The 14,733-nt window shown below is 56.2% G+C and carries 21 protein-coding genes; 18 read left to right on the top strand and 3 right to left on the bottom strand.

Annotated elements, in window-relative coordinates; translation table 11 throughout:
* Nucleotides 1-3: 3 nt before the first annotated feature.
* From AABB29_RS02605 to AABB29_RS02595, 3 genes are all read left to right on the top strand, one after another.
* Nucleotides 4-207 (top strand): cbb3-type cytochrome c oxidase subunit 3, encoded by a 204-nt coding sequence (locus AABB29_RS02605; protein WP_341368429.1) that lies wholly within the window; start codon nt 4-6, stop codon nt 205-207.
* Entirely contained in the window at nt 204-1,076 is an 873-nt protein-coding gene (gene ccoP / locus AABB29_RS02600) for a cytochrome-c oxidase, cbb3-type subunit III (RefSeq protein WP_341368430.1), read from the top strand. The genes AABB29_RS02605 and ccoP overlap by 4 nt, the downstream gene beginning before the upstream one ends.
* A 109-nt stretch (nt 1,077-1,185) precedes the next feature.
* Nucleotides 1,186-1,692 carry a hypothetical protein gene (locus AABB29_RS02595; RefSeq protein ID WP_341368431.1) on the top strand — a complete coding sequence of 169 codons (507 nt, stop codon included), beginning with the start codon at nt 1,186-1,188 and terminating at the stop codon, nt 1,690-1,692.
* 2 nt (nt 1,693-1,694) lie between these two features.
* On the opposite strand, the gene AABB29_RS02590 is transcribed toward AABB29_RS02595, so the two are convergent.
* On the bottom strand, nt 1,695-2,195 hold the full coding sequence (locus tag AABB29_RS02590) for an Lrp/AsnC family transcriptional regulator (RefSeq protein ID WP_341368432.1): 501 nt from the start codon (nt 2,193-2,195) through the stop codon (nt 1,695-1,697).
* Nucleotides 2,196-2,357: 162 nt separating this feature from the next.
* Between AABB29_RS02590 and trxB the strand changes: the two genes are divergently transcribed.
* The 7 genes from trxB to AABB29_RS02555 all read left to right on the top strand — a co-directional run bounded on the left by trxB (nt 2,358) and on the right by AABB29_RS02555 (nt 7,694).
* Entirely contained in the window at nt 2,358-3,305 is a 948-nt protein-coding gene (gene trxB, locus AABB29_RS02585) for a thioredoxin-disulfide reductase (protein WP_341368433.1), read from the top strand.
* Nucleotides 3,305-3,847 carry an RES family NAD+ phosphorylase gene (locus AABB29_RS02580; protein ID WP_373636898.1) on the top strand — a complete coding sequence of 181 codons (543 nt, stop codon included), beginning with the start codon at nt 3,305-3,307 and terminating at the stop codon, nt 3,845-3,847. The genes trxB and AABB29_RS02580 overlap by 1 nt, the downstream gene beginning before the upstream one ends.
* A 99-nt stretch (nt 3,848-3,946) precedes the next feature.
* Nucleotides 3,947-5,695, top strand: coding sequence for a bifunctional sulfate adenylyltransferase/adenylylsulfate kinase (locus tag AABB29_RS02575; RefSeq protein WP_341368434.1), 1,749 nt, complete (start codon nt 3,947-3,949; stop codon nt 5,693-5,695).
* Nucleotides 5,696-5,710: 15 nt separating this feature from the next.
* Entirely contained in the window at nt 5,711-6,457 is a 747-nt protein-coding gene (locus AABB29_RS02570) for a glycosyltransferase family 2 protein (RefSeq protein ID WP_341368435.1), read from the top strand.
* A gap of 168 nt (nt 6,458-6,625) precedes the next feature.
* On the top strand, nt 6,626-6,922 hold the full coding sequence (locus tag AABB29_RS02565) for a hypothetical protein (protein ID WP_341368436.1): 297 nt from the start codon (nt 6,626-6,628) through the stop codon (nt 6,920-6,922).
* 16 nt (nt 6,923-6,938) lie between these two features.
* Nucleotides 6,939-7,529 carry a sugar phosphate nucleotidyltransferase gene (locus tag AABB29_RS02560; protein ID WP_341368437.1) on the top strand — a complete coding sequence of 197 codons (591 nt, stop codon included), beginning with the start codon at nt 6,939-6,941 and terminating at the stop codon, nt 7,527-7,529.
* 3 nt (nt 7,530-7,532) lie between these two features.
* A complete protein-coding gene (locus AABB29_RS02555) occupies nt 7,533-7,694 on the top strand; it encodes a hypothetical protein (RefSeq protein ID WP_341368438.1) in 162 nt (53 codons plus the stop codon).
* A gap of 8 nt (nt 7,695-7,702) precedes the next feature.
* Here the strand turns inward: AABB29_RS02555 and AABB29_RS02550 are convergent, their stop codons facing one another.
* On the bottom strand, nt 7,703-8,548 hold the full coding sequence (locus tag AABB29_RS02550) for a TIGR00730 family Rossman fold protein (protein WP_341368439.1): 846 nt from the start codon (nt 8,546-8,548) through the stop codon (nt 7,703-7,705).
* A gap of 89 nt (nt 8,549-8,637) precedes the next feature.
* Here AABB29_RS02550 and AABB29_RS02545 point away from each other — a divergent pair, with 89 nt between their 5' ends.
* From AABB29_RS02545 to AABB29_RS02520, 6 genes are all read left to right on the top strand, one after another.
* Complete coding sequence (locus tag AABB29_RS02545; RefSeq protein WP_341368440.1) at nt 8,638-9,183, top strand: thioredoxin family protein; 546 nt, start codon at nt 8,638-8,640, stop codon at nt 9,181-9,183.
* A 165-nt stretch (nt 9,184-9,348) separates the two neighbouring features.
* Nucleotides 9,349-10,185 carry an RNA methyltransferase gene (locus AABB29_RS02540; RefSeq protein ID WP_341368441.1) on the top strand — a complete coding sequence of 279 codons (837 nt, stop codon included), beginning with the start codon at nt 9,349-9,351 and terminating at the stop codon, nt 10,183-10,185.
* Nucleotides 10,186-10,335: 150 nt separating this feature from the next.
* Entirely contained in the window at nt 10,336-11,163 is an 828-nt protein-coding gene (dapD, locus tag AABB29_RS02535) for a 2,3,4,5-tetrahydropyridine-2,6-dicarboxylate N-succinyltransferase (RefSeq protein ID WP_341368442.1), read from the top strand.
* Between the two features lie 54 nt (nt 11,164-11,217).
* Nucleotides 11,218-11,499: a hypothetical protein gene (locus tag AABB29_RS02530; protein ID WP_341368443.1), complete on the top strand. Its 282-nt coding sequence runs from the start codon at nt 11,218-11,220 to the stop codon at nt 11,497-11,499.
* Nucleotides 11,496-11,828 (top strand): hypothetical protein, encoded by a 333-nt coding sequence (locus AABB29_RS02525; RefSeq protein ID WP_341368444.1) that lies wholly within the window; start codon nt 11,496-11,498, stop codon nt 11,826-11,828. Before AABB29_RS02530 ends, AABB29_RS02525 begins: the two co-directional genes overlap by 4 nt.
* Nucleotides 11,829-11,971: 143 nt before the next feature.
* Nucleotides 11,972-12,400: a GNAT family N-acetyltransferase gene (locus AABB29_RS02520; RefSeq protein WP_341368445.1), complete on the top strand. Its 429-nt coding sequence runs from the start codon at nt 11,972-11,974 to the stop codon at nt 12,398-12,400.
* On the opposite strand, the gene AABB29_RS02515 is transcribed toward AABB29_RS02520, so the two are convergent.
* Nucleotides 12,390-12,953, bottom strand: a complete 564-nt coding sequence (locus tag AABB29_RS02515; protein WP_341368446.1) for an isochorismatase family protein — start codon at nt 12,951-12,953, stop codon at nt 12,390-12,392. The genes AABB29_RS02520 and AABB29_RS02515 overlap by 11 nt on opposite strands.
* A gap of 213 nt (nt 12,954-13,166) precedes the next feature.
* Here AABB29_RS02515 and dapE point away from each other — a divergent pair, with 213 nt between their 5' ends.
* Complete coding sequence (dapE, locus tag AABB29_RS02510) at nt 13,167-14,309, top strand: succinyl-diaminopimelate desuccinylase (RefSeq protein WP_341368447.1); 1,143 nt, start codon at nt 13,167-13,169, stop codon at nt 14,307-14,309.
* Nucleotides 14,306-14,719 carry a GNAT family N-acetyltransferase gene (locus tag AABB29_RS02505; RefSeq protein ID WP_341368448.1) on the top strand — a complete coding sequence of 138 codons (414 nt, stop codon included), beginning with the start codon at nt 14,306-14,308 and terminating at the stop codon, nt 14,717-14,719. The genes dapE and AABB29_RS02505 overlap by 4 nt, the downstream gene beginning before the upstream one ends.
* Nucleotides 14,720-14,733 lie beyond the last annotated feature (14 nt).

Below are 14,733 nucleotides of genomic sequence, written 5' to 3'. Positions count from 1 at the left end.
GTAATGGATACATATTCTTGGCTGCGTGAACTTGCAGATAGCTGGGTGCTGCTGGCGATGTTCCTTTTCTTCGTGGGCAGCATCTTATGGGTATTTCGACCGGGCAGCCGCGCTGTCCATGATGAAACGGCCCAAATTCCCTTTCGTAACGATGACCGTCCGGGCCAAGCCGCCCAAGACAGCAACACCAAGGAGCTGCAATCATGAGCAGCGAGACTCCAAAAGATATCGACGACGTGACAGGCATTGACACAACTGGTCACGCCTGGGACGGGATAAAAGAACTGAACAATCCCCTGCCGCGTTGGTGGTTATGGTGTTTGTACCTGACCATCCTTTGGGGGATTGGCTATACAATCGCCTTCCCGGCTTGGCCTATGATCAGTGGGGCAACAGCAGGTGTGCTAGGCTACTCCACCCGGGCCGAAGTCGCAGCCGAAATTGCCCGTTTCGAAGATGCCAATGCTGAAATCTCGGCGCAATTGGCTGCCGCTGATCTGAACACGTTGACCAGCGATGAAGATCTCAATCGTTTTGCCATTTCGGCGGGCGGGGCGGTTTTTCGCAACAATTGCTCGCAATGTCACGGCGCGGGTGCGGCAGGTGCCGAAGGCTATCCGAACCTGCTGGATGATGATTGGCTATGGGGCGGTGATTTCGACAATATCGCTTACACAATCCGGCACGGCATTCGCAATGACGAGGATTGGGATGCACGCTATTCCGAGATGACCGCCTTTGATGACATCCTATCGCGGGATGAGGTGGACGCTGTCGTTCAGCATGTTCTGGCCATTTCCGGGCAGACCCATAACGCTGAATTGGCAGCAGCTGGATCAACCGTTTTCCTGGATAACTGCGCGGCCTGTCATGGCGATAGCGGGGCGGGGAACCGTGATTTGGGGGCGCCGAACCTGACCGATGCGATCTGGCTCTATGGCGGCGATGAAGCGGCGTTGGAAGAGACAATTCGCTATGCGCGGTTTGGTGTCATGCCGCCCTGGGCCGGTCGGCTGACTGAGGCTGAGATCAATGCCGTAACCGCCTATGTCCACCAATTGGGGGGCGGCGAATAACCCTACAGGATCGCGCATCATACCACCTGTTCGCGCATCGGTATGGTGATCGTGATGGAAAAGGTGCCCGCCCTGCGGGCGCCTTTTTCTTTGTGTTTTTGCAGCGTTCATGCAGAATAAACCCAAGCTGGGGGCTGGTATGAATACGGAAACGAAAATCAAGGCTGTCACGGCCATGATCGCTGTCATCGGACTGATCGCAGGGATTTTTCAGTTCATACATGTGCAATCCATCGCTGCCGCGACACCGTTTTTGCAAAAGAAACTGCTTTGGTGCGAAGAGGCCGTTGATACGGCCGCTAGAATTGCAACCTCTGAGACACCAGAACAGCCAGATTTGCAGCGGTTTTGGCAGCTTTATTGGGGTAAGATGGGTTTGATCGAAAATGAGACGGTCAAAGCCGCGATGATCCGTTTTGGTGCTAGTCTGACGGCGCTTGACCTGTCCTATCAAAGCCCGGACGCCGCCAACTCCGATGATGCAAAAGCATTTGCCCCGGAAAATGTCATTGCGAACGCGTCCGAAGACAGCTTGCAAGACCAGTCGCTGGCCCTTGCGCATGCGTGCCGTGATGAGCTGTCCCGAGAATGGTCCGCGCGCTGGACGCGGTCCTGACCCTAAGCCTCTTGGGCAAGCCGCTCTTCAAGCACGTCAAACGGCACGCCGGGTTCGTCCTTTGCGCCGCGAATAACCAATGATGTCTTAACCGACGCGACATTTTCTGCGCTGGTAAGTTCTTCGGTCAGGAACCGCTGGAAACTGCGAAGATCGGGGGCCACGCATTTCAGAATAAAATCGACCTCGCCGTTCAGCATGTGGCATTCGCGGACAAGGGGCCAACCTTTGCACAAGGCCTCGAAAGCAGACAAATCCACCTCGGCCTGGCTGACCAAACCGACCATGGCAAAGACCTGCACCTCAAAACCCAACTCGCGGGCGTTTACCTCGGCGTGATAACCATGGATGAAGCCCTGTTCTTCCAAGGTGCGGACCCGGCGCAGGCAGGGCGGGGCAGATATTCCAACACGTTTTGCCAGCTCAACATTGGTCATACGACCATCGGCCTGAAGCTCGGCAAGAATCATACGGTCGATTTCATCAAGTTTCGTGCCTGGCATCCCTGAACCCTTGTTGTTTTCCAAATACTAGGCTAGCCGCCCGATTTGCGCAATAAAGTTTCTGTAATTGGTAATAATATAACGGCGAATGTCCGGCGGCCTGCTCTTTTAACATTGGGGCGGCGGGGATATATCGGTGCCGATATATTTTATGAGGCTGCCATGACCACGACCCGTCACACCAAAGTTCTGATCATCGGCTCCGGCCCTGCTGGCTATACGGCTGGCGTTTATGCTGCGCGGGCGATGTTGGCACCTGTGCTGGTACAGGGGATTGAACCGGGCGGGCAGTTGACCACCACAACCGAGGTTGAAAACTGGCCCGGCGATACCGAGGTGCAAGGCCCCGATCTGATGCTCCGGATGGAGGCACATGCACGCGCCATGGGTTGCGACATCGTCGGCGATATTATCACTTCGCTTGATTTGCAGAACCGGCCTTTCAAAGCGCAGTCTGACAGCGGCACGGTCTATACTGCGGATGCTGTGATCCTATGCACTGGCGCGCGCGCTAAATGGCTCGGGCTGCCGACCGAAGAGAAATTCAAAGGCTTTGGCGTCAGCGCCTGCGCGACCTGCGATGGCTTCTTTTACCGCGGTCAGGAAATTGTTGTTGTCGGCGGCGGGAATACGGCGGTCGAAGAGGCGCTGTTCCTGACGAACTTCGCCTCAAAGGTGACGCTGATCCACCGGCGTGACGAATTGCGGGCCGAAAAAATTCTGCAGGATCGTTTGTTCAAGAACCCCAAAATCGAAACGCTTTGGTTCCACGAAGTCGAAGAGGTGTTCGGCACCGAAAACCCGCTTGGTGTGGAAGGCGTACGTGTAAAACATACCAAAACCGGCGAGATTACAGAAATCGCGGCCAAAGGTGTCTTCATCGCCATCGGCCACGCACCGTCATCGGAATTAGTCAAAGACCAGCTGGAAACGCACTCTGGCGGTTATGTGGTGGTTGAGCCTGGCACAACACGCACCGCAATCCCGGGTGTCTTTGCGGCAGGTGATCTGACCGACCATGTCTACAGGCAGGCGGTGACCAGCGCCGGGATGGGCTGCATGGCGGCACTGGATGCCGAAAAATATCTGGCTGAGCTGGACGACGCGTGATGCAAGGGGCTGCGCCGACATCGCAGGACCCCAGATTTATTAAGCATACCGGACAATTCTATCGTATCGTATTTGCAGCTTATGCGGACAAAGTGCTGGATGGTGTCATCCATTCCGAAGGACGGTTTCACAAAAACGGACAGACAGCACTTTATGCGTCACCGTCGCATGAGACCGCGAGCGTTGCGATTGATATCTACGTCAAACCAGGCGACGCGGACCGTGTGATCGTGCCGTTGCTGTTGGAAAACGCCCGCTTGGCCGACCTGCGCGACCGCGCGCTGTGCGCGGCGCTTGGGATTGATCCATCCTGGCCTAGCGTCCCTTGGGCTGATCAGCGGGCGGCTGGGCAAATGGCGACCAGCTGGCTGGCGTCCGACGCCGTGCGGCAAGCGGGTGCGGATGGGATGATCTATAGCTCGCGCAGGGCACCGTCGCGTTGGCATGTCGTTCTTTTTTCTTGGAACAAGGCGACAGGGGCACAATTGCGGCAGAACGGACCTGCCACAACATGGGTGCAGCCAGGGGCTACGTCCGTCTGATCAGGAGATGGCCGGTCAGCCGTTCTATGCTTCTTGTATGGCGGCGAATTGCCGTTCTTTTTACGTCGGTTTGCTAGACATTGCCCCTCGGTGGGGTCTATGCCACTCCAAATTGAAATGACATCGTCAGGCAAGCCAATGGTCCTTGATCTCGCTCCGATCCCCGAACTCTATGTCTCATATGAGAGCGCGCAGAAAATGAAAATGGAAGCGGCTGATCTGATCAGCCACGACCTGTCCCCGCGTCAATGCTGCGATCTAGAGCTTTTGATGAATGGCGGTTTCAACCCGCTCAAAGGGTTTTTGACCGAGGCTGACTATGACAGCGTTGTCGATAGCATGCGCCTGACGGATGGCACGCTTTGGCCAATGCCGATCACGCTTGATGTCTCTGCCGATTTTGCCAGCACGGTTGAACTGGGGCAGGATATCGCGCTGCGCGACCAGGAAGGCGTGATCTTGGCGACGATGACGGTGACTGACAAATGGACGCCTAATAAATCCCGTGAAGCGGAAAAGGTGTTTGGTGCGGATGACAAGGCGCATCCGGCGGTAAATTATCTGCACAACACGGCAGGCGATGTTTATCTGGGTGGCCCGATAACAGGCATCCAGCAGCCCGTGCATTATGATTTCCGGGGGCGGCGCGACACGCCAAACGAATTGCGCGCCTATTTTCGCAAACTGGGCTGGCGCAAAGTTGTGGCGTTCCAGACCCGCAACCCGCTGCACCGTGCCCATCAGGAACTGACTTTCCGCGCAGCCAAGGCCGCACAGGCCAATCTGTTGATCCATCCGGTCGTGGGAATGACCAAGCCCGGTGACATTGACCACTTCACGCGCGTGCGTTGCTATGAGGCGGTGCTTGACCAATACCCGTCCTCAACAACCACGATGAGCCTTCTGAACCTTGCCATGCGCATGGCTGGCCCGCGCGAGGCTGTTTGGCACGGTTTGATCCGCAAAAACCACGGCTGCACCCATTTCATCGTTGGGCGTGACCATGCGGGGCCAGGTAAGAACTCAGCAGGTGAAGACTTCTACGGGCCCTATGATGCACAGGAATTGTTCCGCAAGCATCAGGATGAAATGGGCATCGAAATGGTCGACTTTAAGCACATGGTCTATGTGCAGGACCGTGCCCAATACGAACCCGCGGACGAAATCGCAGATAAAGACGACGTCACTATCCTGAATATCTCAGGCACAGAATTGCGGCGGCGGTTGTCGGAAGGGCTGGAAATCCCGGAATGGTTCTCATTCCCGGCGGTCGTGGAAGAGCTGCGCAAAACGCGCCCCCCACGGGCCAGCCAAGGCTTCACTGTGTTTTTCACCGGGTTTTCCGGGTCGGGTAAATCTACTATTGCGAATGCGTTGATGGTCAAGCTGATGGAAATGGGCGGGCGTCCCGTGACGCTGCTGGATGGGGATATCGTCCGCAAAAACTTGTCGTCTGAGCTGGGCTTTAGCAAAGAGCACCGCGATCTGAACATCCGCCGGATCGGCTATGTGGCCTCTGAGATCACCAAAAACGGCGGCATTGCGATCTGTGCGCCGATTGCCCCTTATGAAACCACACGGCAGGCCGTGCGCGAGGACGTCGAACAGTTTGGCGCGTTCCTTGAGGTGCATGTCGCTACCTCTATCGAGGAATGCGAACGGCGTGACCGCAAAGGGCTTTATAAGCTGGCGCGCGAAGGCAAGATCAAAGAATTTACCGGTATCTCCGATCCTTATGACGTGCCTGAAAATCCCGAATTGCGGCTTGAAACCGAAAATGTACCCATCGACAATTGCGCGCACCAAGTTATTCTGAAACTCGAAAGTCTTGGTTTAATCAAGGGTTAGGACGGATAGTGGGGCATGAGCGTTATAGTCTCTCTTACGACGATACCGCCTCGGTTTTCGCATATCGGTTCAACGCTTGACGGTTTATTGCGTCAAACGGCAAAGTTGGACGAGATCCGCCTCTACATTCCGCGCAAATATCGCCGGTTCCCCGACTATGACGGCAACTTGCCCGAGGTGCCTGCCGGGGTTCGCATTGTGCGATGTGACGATGATTTTGGTCCTGCAAGCAAGGTATTGCATGCGGTAGATGATTTACATGGGTCTGACTGTAAGCTGATCTATTGCGACGATGATCGGCGATATCAGCCCGATTATTTCGAACAGATGATCCCCGAAAGTGACAAACGGGACGGTACTTGTATCGCCGTGGCAACACGCGACATTAGTGAAATATGTGCGACGCAGGGCGAACAGCCTGGACCGCGTGCGCGGCCATATCGAAAAGACCTTTATTACCGGCTAAGAAGGATCGGGCAGATTTGCAGCAAGCCATTTGGCGGCGGTCGGCAACGTCCTTCGTGGCCACGGAATTCGGATGCTGGTTTTGCCGATATCGCGCGCGGCGTCGGCGCGGTGTTGGTCAGACCTGACTTTTTCGACGCGGCGGCCTATGACATTTCAGATGTACTTTGGAGCGTTGATGATGTCTGGCTTTCTGGGCAGCTCGCACGGCTAAACATTCCGATTTGGGGGCTATCAGATATCAACATGCCGCCCCCAGCGGCTGGCGAGGATGTCGCAAACCTGCTCGATGCGTGATCGATGGGGCTGACCGTCGTTGGCGTGAGGCGCTGATCAAAACCGTGGATGCGGCCCGGCTCTATGGATTATTGCGGGTGTCGGCGCTGCCTGGATCGATCCCTAAGACCGCCCCCCGAAGGTTGGGACCATTACAGCGCGGCCAAGCTTGCACTACGCGGGGACATCTTGACGAGTGATACGCTGGCAATGCGGCGGGACAGGACCACGGATGAGGACTATCTGGCCCATATACAGCGGCAAGAACCCACGTTTCTCAAACAGCTTTTCTATTTGCGCCATGTCCGCAAACTGTTCCTGGATGAGCCTGCATTCAAGACCAGCAATCTGGGTGCGCAGCTAACGCTCTTGGGGTATATGCTGATCCACAGCTATTTGCCGCTGACAGACCGGCCAAAGCTTTACTCCCGACTGCGAAAAATCGGTAATCGGCTGGGGCGGATCGGTGGATGGTTGCCTTTCTAGGTATCGGAGGAGAGGGATGAAAACAGGTGTCATTCTCGCAGGTGGCAAAAGCGAACGCTTTGGCGGCGTGAATGCGTTGCCCAAACCTGCCGTGCAGATCGGGGAGACGCCGATGGTTTTGCATGCGGCGGGCGCGCTTGTAAGGGCCGGATGCCGGCACGTCATTGTCTTGACAGGGGCCAATCATGATCGCCTGCAACAGGCGCTGGGGCTCAGCGACAATGAAGGCATGCTGACCGTTGGGGATGGGGCAACAGTACCATTCACCCTGCGATTTTCTGGCGAGGCGACCGGTACGGGTGGACGGCTGCTTTATGTCAGCGCCGAAGAATTCGCGCCAGGTGTGCTGATCTCTTATACCGACGTATTTTCAGATTTTGATCCTGCAACCTTGTCTGATTTGCAGGTGCAAAAGGGCGTGACCCTGGTAATGCTGGCGGTCAATCCGCGCCAGCCCTGGGGCGAGCTTGAATTTGATGGTGACAGGGTCTCTGGCTTCCGCGAAAAACCTGTTTTACGGGGGACGTGGATCAATGGCGGTATCTTTGCTGCCGGGCCCGAGCTGCAAGACGCCATCCACGCCCCATCAGATAGCCTTGAGCAGTAAGTGATGGCGCGCCTCGTTCGCAACGGGATGGTCGCAGCCAAGCGGCATAGCGGGTGGTGGGCCTCGATCAACTCAGCCAAAGATCTGCGCGAGATGACAGACAGCACCGGGATCGATTTCTGGACACAGCACCCGCCCAAATTATGCGGGGGCACGGCGCGCTAGGTTTCCACCTAACGCCCCGGGATTGCCCCGCGTTTGACGCCCTTGTCCTGCCAACTTTCCAGCGCTTCAACCGCTTCTTCGGCCGTTTCCACAAAGCGGAACAGTTTCAGGTCATCGGCCGAGATCGTGCCCGCATCGGCCAAGGCATCCCAGTTGATGATCTTTTCCCAAAAGGATTTGCCAAATAGCAAGAATGGCACTTGGGCCATGCGGCCCGTCTGGATCAGGGTAAGCGCTTCGAAAAGCTCATCCAGCGTTCCAAAACCGCCGGGAAACACACAAACGGCTGAGGCGCGCATCAAAAAATGCATCTTTCGGATCGCGAAATAATGGAAGTTAAAGCAAAGCTCGGGGGTGACATAAGCGTTCGGGGCTTGCTCATGTGGCAAGACGATATTCAGCCCGATGGACCGCCCGCCTGCATCCTCAGCGCCGCGATTGCCAGCCTCCATAACGCCCGGCCCGCCGCCAGTAACGATGACATCATCGGTGCCGCCGGTTTTCAGCGATTTGGCCGTCATCATCTCGGCAAAGCGTCGGGCCTCTTCGTAATATTTGCTCAGATCAGCCAGCGTCTGGGTTCGGGCCTGGTCTTTCTTGGCAGGCTCAGGGATACGGGCGCCGCCAAAAAGGACGATGGTAGAATTTACCCCGGCCTCATTCATCAGCATTTCGGGTTTGAGCAATTCCAGTTGCAACCGCACCGGCCGCAGCTCTTCGCGGCATAGAAAATCCTCATCAGCAAAGGCCAGCGCATAGGACGGGGCGCGGGTTTGCGGAGTGTCGGGGATATTTTTGACATCTTCGCGGTCCTGTTGACTGTCACGAAGCGGGTGGTGCCGGTTTTCTTGCATTATGAATTCCTGTCTTGCTTGGCCCAAACTTGCCTGCATGGCCGTAAGATGCAATGCAAATAAGGTGGTCACGCAAAAAGGAGCTTGCGATGTTAATCAATACGCCGATCTGCGATTTTGGAAGGCCCGCCCCGGATTTCACTTTGGCGACCCCGGATGGGCAGACCCATTCGCGCGATAGCCTGATGGGCGAAAAGGGGCTCTTGATTGCCTTCATCTGCAATCATTGCCCCTATGTGATCGCGATCATTGACCGGCTGGCGACTGACCTGCAGGCCCTTGAGGCCCAGGGGATCGGCACCGCCTGCATCATGAGCAATGATTGGCAAAGCTACCCCGCCGATAGCCCAAAGAATATGACCCGCTTTGCCCAGGCGCATGGGCTGACCGCCCCCTATCTGGTGGACGCCGACCAATCCGTCGCCCGCGCCTATGATGCGGTCTGCACCCCCGATTTCTTTGGCTTTGATGCCAAGGGTGGGTTGCAATACCGGGGCCGAATCGATGATGCCGGGATGAAAGACCCGGCGGCGCGCAAACCAGAATTGCTTGAAGTGATGACGGCGGTTGCGACCTCCGGGAAGGGCCCCAAGGTGCAACATCCGTCCATGGGCTGTTCGTTGAAGTGGCGATAGCGGGTGGCGACATCACTCATCAAATGCTGCCACGACATGGCTTTCTTCGTGCAAACCTCAATAAGTTTCGTTACGATAAGGTACCGATAACTTGGCGGATAGGCTCCGCGATTTTCATGACATATCAAATACACGCGGTCCCGTATGGCCCGGCCAGCAAGGAGCATGGCAGCTAATAGCGTAAAGGAAAGCAGCATTTCCTGGACTAAAGCTGCAGCGCTGAAAGATGCACGACAGGTGCGAAATAAACTCAGTTTCAGAAATCAACGCGGACAGTTCTTTATCGAGGGTGTGCGCAATTTTGTGCGGGCCCATGACAATCGGTTTGTCATTGACTGCGTGATCTACAGTGAGAAACTGCTCATAAATCCATTGGCGCGTAAGCTGGTCCGACGCCGCAAACGCGATGGTATTCCTACATTTAGCGTCTCGCCCGAAGCTTTCCGCAAACTCTCGACGGCCAAACGTGCTTCGGGCGTGTGCGCGCTGCTCCGGCAAAGATGGACAAGGTTCGAAGACTTGCCGCCCAAGCAGCAAATGTGCTGGACGGTGCTTGAACGGGTGCAATCGGAAGGTAATTTTGGCACGCTGATACGGTCTTCAAGTGCGGCTGGTGCCGCGGGCTTTATCCTTGTGGGTGACCATGTGGACCCCTATGCGCCTGCAGTGATCCGGTCCTCGATGGGCGCGGTCTTTCAACAGGCCTTCATCAGAACAGATTGGGACACACTGCGCCATTGGGTTGCGCAGACGGGCAATCCAGTCATCGGGGCGACGCCAGACGCGGAAACGGGATTGTACGAATTCGCCTGCCCAACCGGGACGCCCTTGCTGATGTTCGGCGAAGAGCGACACGGTCTAAGTCATCAGCAAACGGCATTATGTACCAACCTTGTAAGCATTCCCATGTGCGAAGGGACGGATTCCCTCAACCTTGGTGTCGCCGGTAGCTTGCTTTTGTATGAAGTGCGCAGGCAGCGTTACAACGCTAAGGCAATCTGAGACAACGGGTAGCGTGCAGAGCAATCTGATTTTCTGCCCGTTTTCCCATGCCGCCTCGAAAGGGCCCGGTACCCAGCTTTCCACTTTGAGCCGTTGAATGATCCCCGTCTCCGGGCTAGACAGCCCCAGATACAAGACCGGAGAGCTTTCATGTCTAACGCCCAACTGGAAACCGCTATTGAGGCCGCATGGGAGGCCCGTGATCAGATCACCCCCGCCACCACAGGCGAAACCCGCGAAGCTATTGAGGATACGCTGGGTGCCCTCGACAGCGGCAGCCTGCGCGTGGCCGAAAAACAAGCGGACGGCAGCTGGCATGTGAACCAATGGGCCAAGAAGGCCGTGCTGCTGGGGTTCCGGATCAAGGATATGGAACAGCAAGACGGCGGCCCGCAGGGCAGCGGCTGGTGGGACAAGGTCGACAGCAAGTTCAAAGGCTGGGGCGACAATCAATGGAAGGCCGCTGGTTTCCGTGCGGTCCCCAACGCGGTCGTGCGCAAATCCGCCTTTATCGCCCCCGGTGTGGTCCTGATGCCCTCTTTCGTGAACCTGGGCGCTTATGTGGACGAAGGCACCATGGTTGACACCTGGGCCACCGTGGGCAGCTGCGCGCAGATCGGCAAGAACGTGCATCTGTCTGGCGGCGTCGGCATCGGCGGCGTGCTGGAGCCTATGCAGGCTGGCCCAACCATCATCGAAGACAATTGCTTTATCGGCGCCCGCTCTGAGGTGGTCGAGGGCTGCATCGTCCGCGAAGGGTCCGTACTGGGGATGGGCGTGTTCATCGGCCAGTCGACCAAGATCGTGGACCGGGACACTGGCGAGGTCATGTACGGCGAAGTGCCGCCCTATTCGGTGGTTGTGGCGGGCTCCATGCCCTCAAAAAACAACGTGAACCTCTATTGTGCCGTGATCGTGAAACGGGTCGACGAAAAGACCCGGTCCAAGACCGGCATCAACGAATTGCTGCGGGACTAGGGTGTTTTAGTTCATGGTGAAGCATCGATTTTTGATGAACTGGAAACACCACAGATGATCCTCAGCCGTATCCTGGCGCGCAAGCGCATCGCGGCTGGGATACGGCCGTCGTTCAAGGCGGCGTGGCTGCCGGTCGCTGCCGATATCGCGATGATTGCCCTGCTACTGGCCTGGCTGTTTCTTCCGGCGGTGTCGCTGACATTGATCATGGAGCTGACGCTCTTTTGGCGGATCCTTGTGTTGATGATTGTCATCTACGCACCGTTGCAGGTGGTGATCATCGTTTCGACAATCTGGGCGGTCAGATCACGGTGGGAAGAAAAGGACAGCCAATGAGCAAAAAGCAAAGCCGGCAACAGGTCTTTACCCTGCTGGTCGAGGTCGGGCGCAATCAGGGCGATGGGCTACCTGATGAGGCAACGGGCGGCGCCCTGATGTGCTACGCCAGCGGGATCGATGAGGCCGAGGCGGTCCGCGAAACCGTGGCGATCCTTAAGCAAGCGGATCTGGCGCCGTTGGATGTGTCAGGCTACGGCACGCTAGAGGAACGGCTGGCCGAAGGCCACGACATTTCGCAGGATGAAAAAGACCTGATGCAGCGCGCATTGGATGAGAACAGTGTTATCGTTGCACAGATGACGCCGTTTTTTGACTCGGCAGTATGAAAGAAAGCCAAAGGCAGTTTTGAGCCCAATAAGACCGATGCTGCGCTTAACCCCAATGGCTGCTTTTCGGTATGCGGCAAACAATTTGGCCAGTAAGATGGGTAGCTGAATGGAACGCTACCGCAAACAATTGGATTAATTGCATGACCGTCAACACGAGCTTGATTGATGTCATTGAAAAACCGCCATCAGTTGAGGAATATCTAAAGCTTCGCAGAGAGGGCGGGCTAAGTGCGTTTTCCATTGAGGCAGCGGAAATCGGTCTTAAAGGCACACTATTTGCGGTGACACTTCGTTGCGAACACGAGGCCATCGGAATGGGACGGATCGTCGGAGACGGTGGCTGTTTTGTGCAGATTGTTGATATTGCCGTTGCCCCTCGTTTTCGAAGTAAGGGTCTTGGAAAGCTGGTGATGACATCACTGATGAATTGGGCAAAAAAAGAGTTGCCGGAAACGACCTTTCTAAGCCTTCTTGCGGATGTTCCTGCGAACAAACTTTATGAAAAATTTGGCTTCACAGAAACTGCGCCTGCGTCACTTGGGATGTCGTGCCGGATTGCTAAGTCCTGAAAGAGATTTCAGCCGTCGGCACGACCGAAACAGCGCATGGCCCAGCATCAAATCCATCTAAAGTGTTGTTGTGATGAGCGATTATCTCGGATTGGGTTAAGGCTCCGGAATCCCCAGTACAGTGACCATCAGAAGCAAGCACAACATCAAATCCAGAGGACACTGCGCGTCTAACAGTTGTATCGACGCAAAACTGCGTCATGCACCCACCGACGACGAGACGAGATGCCCCAACCCGCGTGAGATGTTCCGAAAGATCCGTTTCATGGAACGAGTCGCAGCTCACCTTATGGACAACAATGTCTTTTGGGGTCGGAGCAAGTCGAGGTACGATTTCCCAACCGTTGGTGCCTACTGCCAGTCGATGCCCTGCTGGACCATCATTTTGAACAATGATTGTCTGAACGCCTTGCGACGCGGCATTTTCCTTTAGAATGGAAAGCCTCCCAACAACTGCGTCGAAATACGACGTGACGGCTTCGACGCGGTTATCGCTTGCCGTACCGTCGAGGATGGCATTTTGAACATCAATAATAAGAAGAACATCTGTCATACTGCGTTGTCACGTGCTCAAACTTCAGCGTCAACAACTACCTGCAACACTTGGTTTGAAAAGAAAGGAGCAGACATTCGCGCAGCCGCAGCGAATTGCAGGTTCGTCCCGCAAAGCGGACATGCGCGCCCCCTCCCAACGTCCACGCAGCCGGTAACAAAATTGCATCCCCTTTCACTTCCCGTTAGCCATGGTGGAAAAAGGAGCCGCTGCATGCCCATTGATCCCGTTGCCCTGACCGCTGATCTGGTCCGTTGCCCCTCTGTCACTCCGGCCGAGGGTGGCGCTTTGGTTTTGCTGGAGCGTGTGCTGAGCGAGGCAGGCTTTACCTGTACCCGTGTGGACCGGGGCGGCATTTGCAATCTTTACGCACGTTGGGGACGGCAGGGGGCAAATCGCAGCTTTGGTTTCAACGGGCATACCGATGTCGTCCCCTTGGGGGATGAGACCGCCTGGACCATGCCGCCTTTTGGGGCCGAGATCAAAGATGGGTTTCTTTACGGACGCGGGGCCACGGACATGAAATCCGGTGTGGCCGCCTTTGCCGCCGCTGCCATTGATTTTGTGACGGAAACGCCACCTGATGGGGCCGTGATCCTGGCGATCACGGGTGATGAAGAGGCGGACGCACTGCACGGGACCACGGCGCTCTTGGATTGGATGGGCGCGCATAATGAGGCGATGTCAGTTTGCCTGGTGGGCGAGCCGACCTGCCCAAATGTGATGGGCGAGGCGATGAAAATCGGTCGGCGCGGCTCTTTGACGGCATTTTTCACGGCAACCGGTGTGCAGGGGCATGCCGCATACCCGCACCGGGCCAAAAACCCGATGCCTGCCATGGCGCGATTGATGGACATCCTGTCATCGCGGGTGCTTGATGAAGGCACAGCACATTTTGACCCGTCATCCTTGCAGGTGCTGACAATCGACACGGGAAACCCGGCGACCAATGTGATCCCCGCGCAAACCAAGGCGACGCTGAATATCCGGTTCAACGACACCCATTCAAGCGCGGAACTGATTGCATGGATGCAGTCCGAGACAGACAAAGTAGCCGCCGATTTCGGGGTGACGTTTGACATGCAGGTCAAAGTATCCGGCGAAAGCTTTGTGACCCCGCCCGGGCCCCTTTCTGATCTGATCGGCAAAGCTGTGACGGCTGAGACAGGGCGGACGCCCACGCTGTCGACGTCGGGGGGAACCTCAGATGCACGTTTCGTAAAAGATCACTGTCCGGTCGTCGAATTTGGATTGGTTGGCAAAACCATGCATCAGGTGGATGAACGGGTGGCGGTCGACCAGATCGGGCAGCTCAAGACGATCTATAAACGTATCCTGACGGATTATTTTGCATGATCGCGGTTGTGACTGATTACGCGCCGTGTATCGCGCTCAGGCGCGAGGTGTTCATTGAGGAACAAGGCATCTCCGAGCCTGATGAGATCGATGATCTGGACGATCAGGCAATTCATCTTTTGGCGACGGTTGATGGGCGCCCCGTCGGCACCGCACGCCTATTGATTGAGGGCGAGATAGGGAAAATTGGCCGCATTTGTGTGCTGCCTGATCGGCGCGGCACCGGGCTTGGGGCGGCGCTGGTGCGTGCGGGGATGGATCATTTGCGGCAAATCCCGGGGGTGACGCAGGCAAAGCTTGGCGCGCAGGACCATGCGATTGGGTTCTATGCAAAGCTGGGCTTTGTACCTATCGGGCCTTTTTATGATGACGCGGGCATCCCGCATCAGGATATGATCAGAGCGTTGTGAATTGGCGCTTTCCC

It is taken from the genome of Yoonia sp. BS5-3 (assembly GCF_038069655.2).
Classification (GTDB): domain Bacteria; phylum Pseudomonadota; class Alphaproteobacteria; order Rhodobacterales; family Rhodobacteraceae; genus Yoonia; species Yoonia phaeophyticola.
Note: the sequence above shows the minus strand (reverse complement) of the source record. Positions and strands in the feature narration are given on the sequence as shown.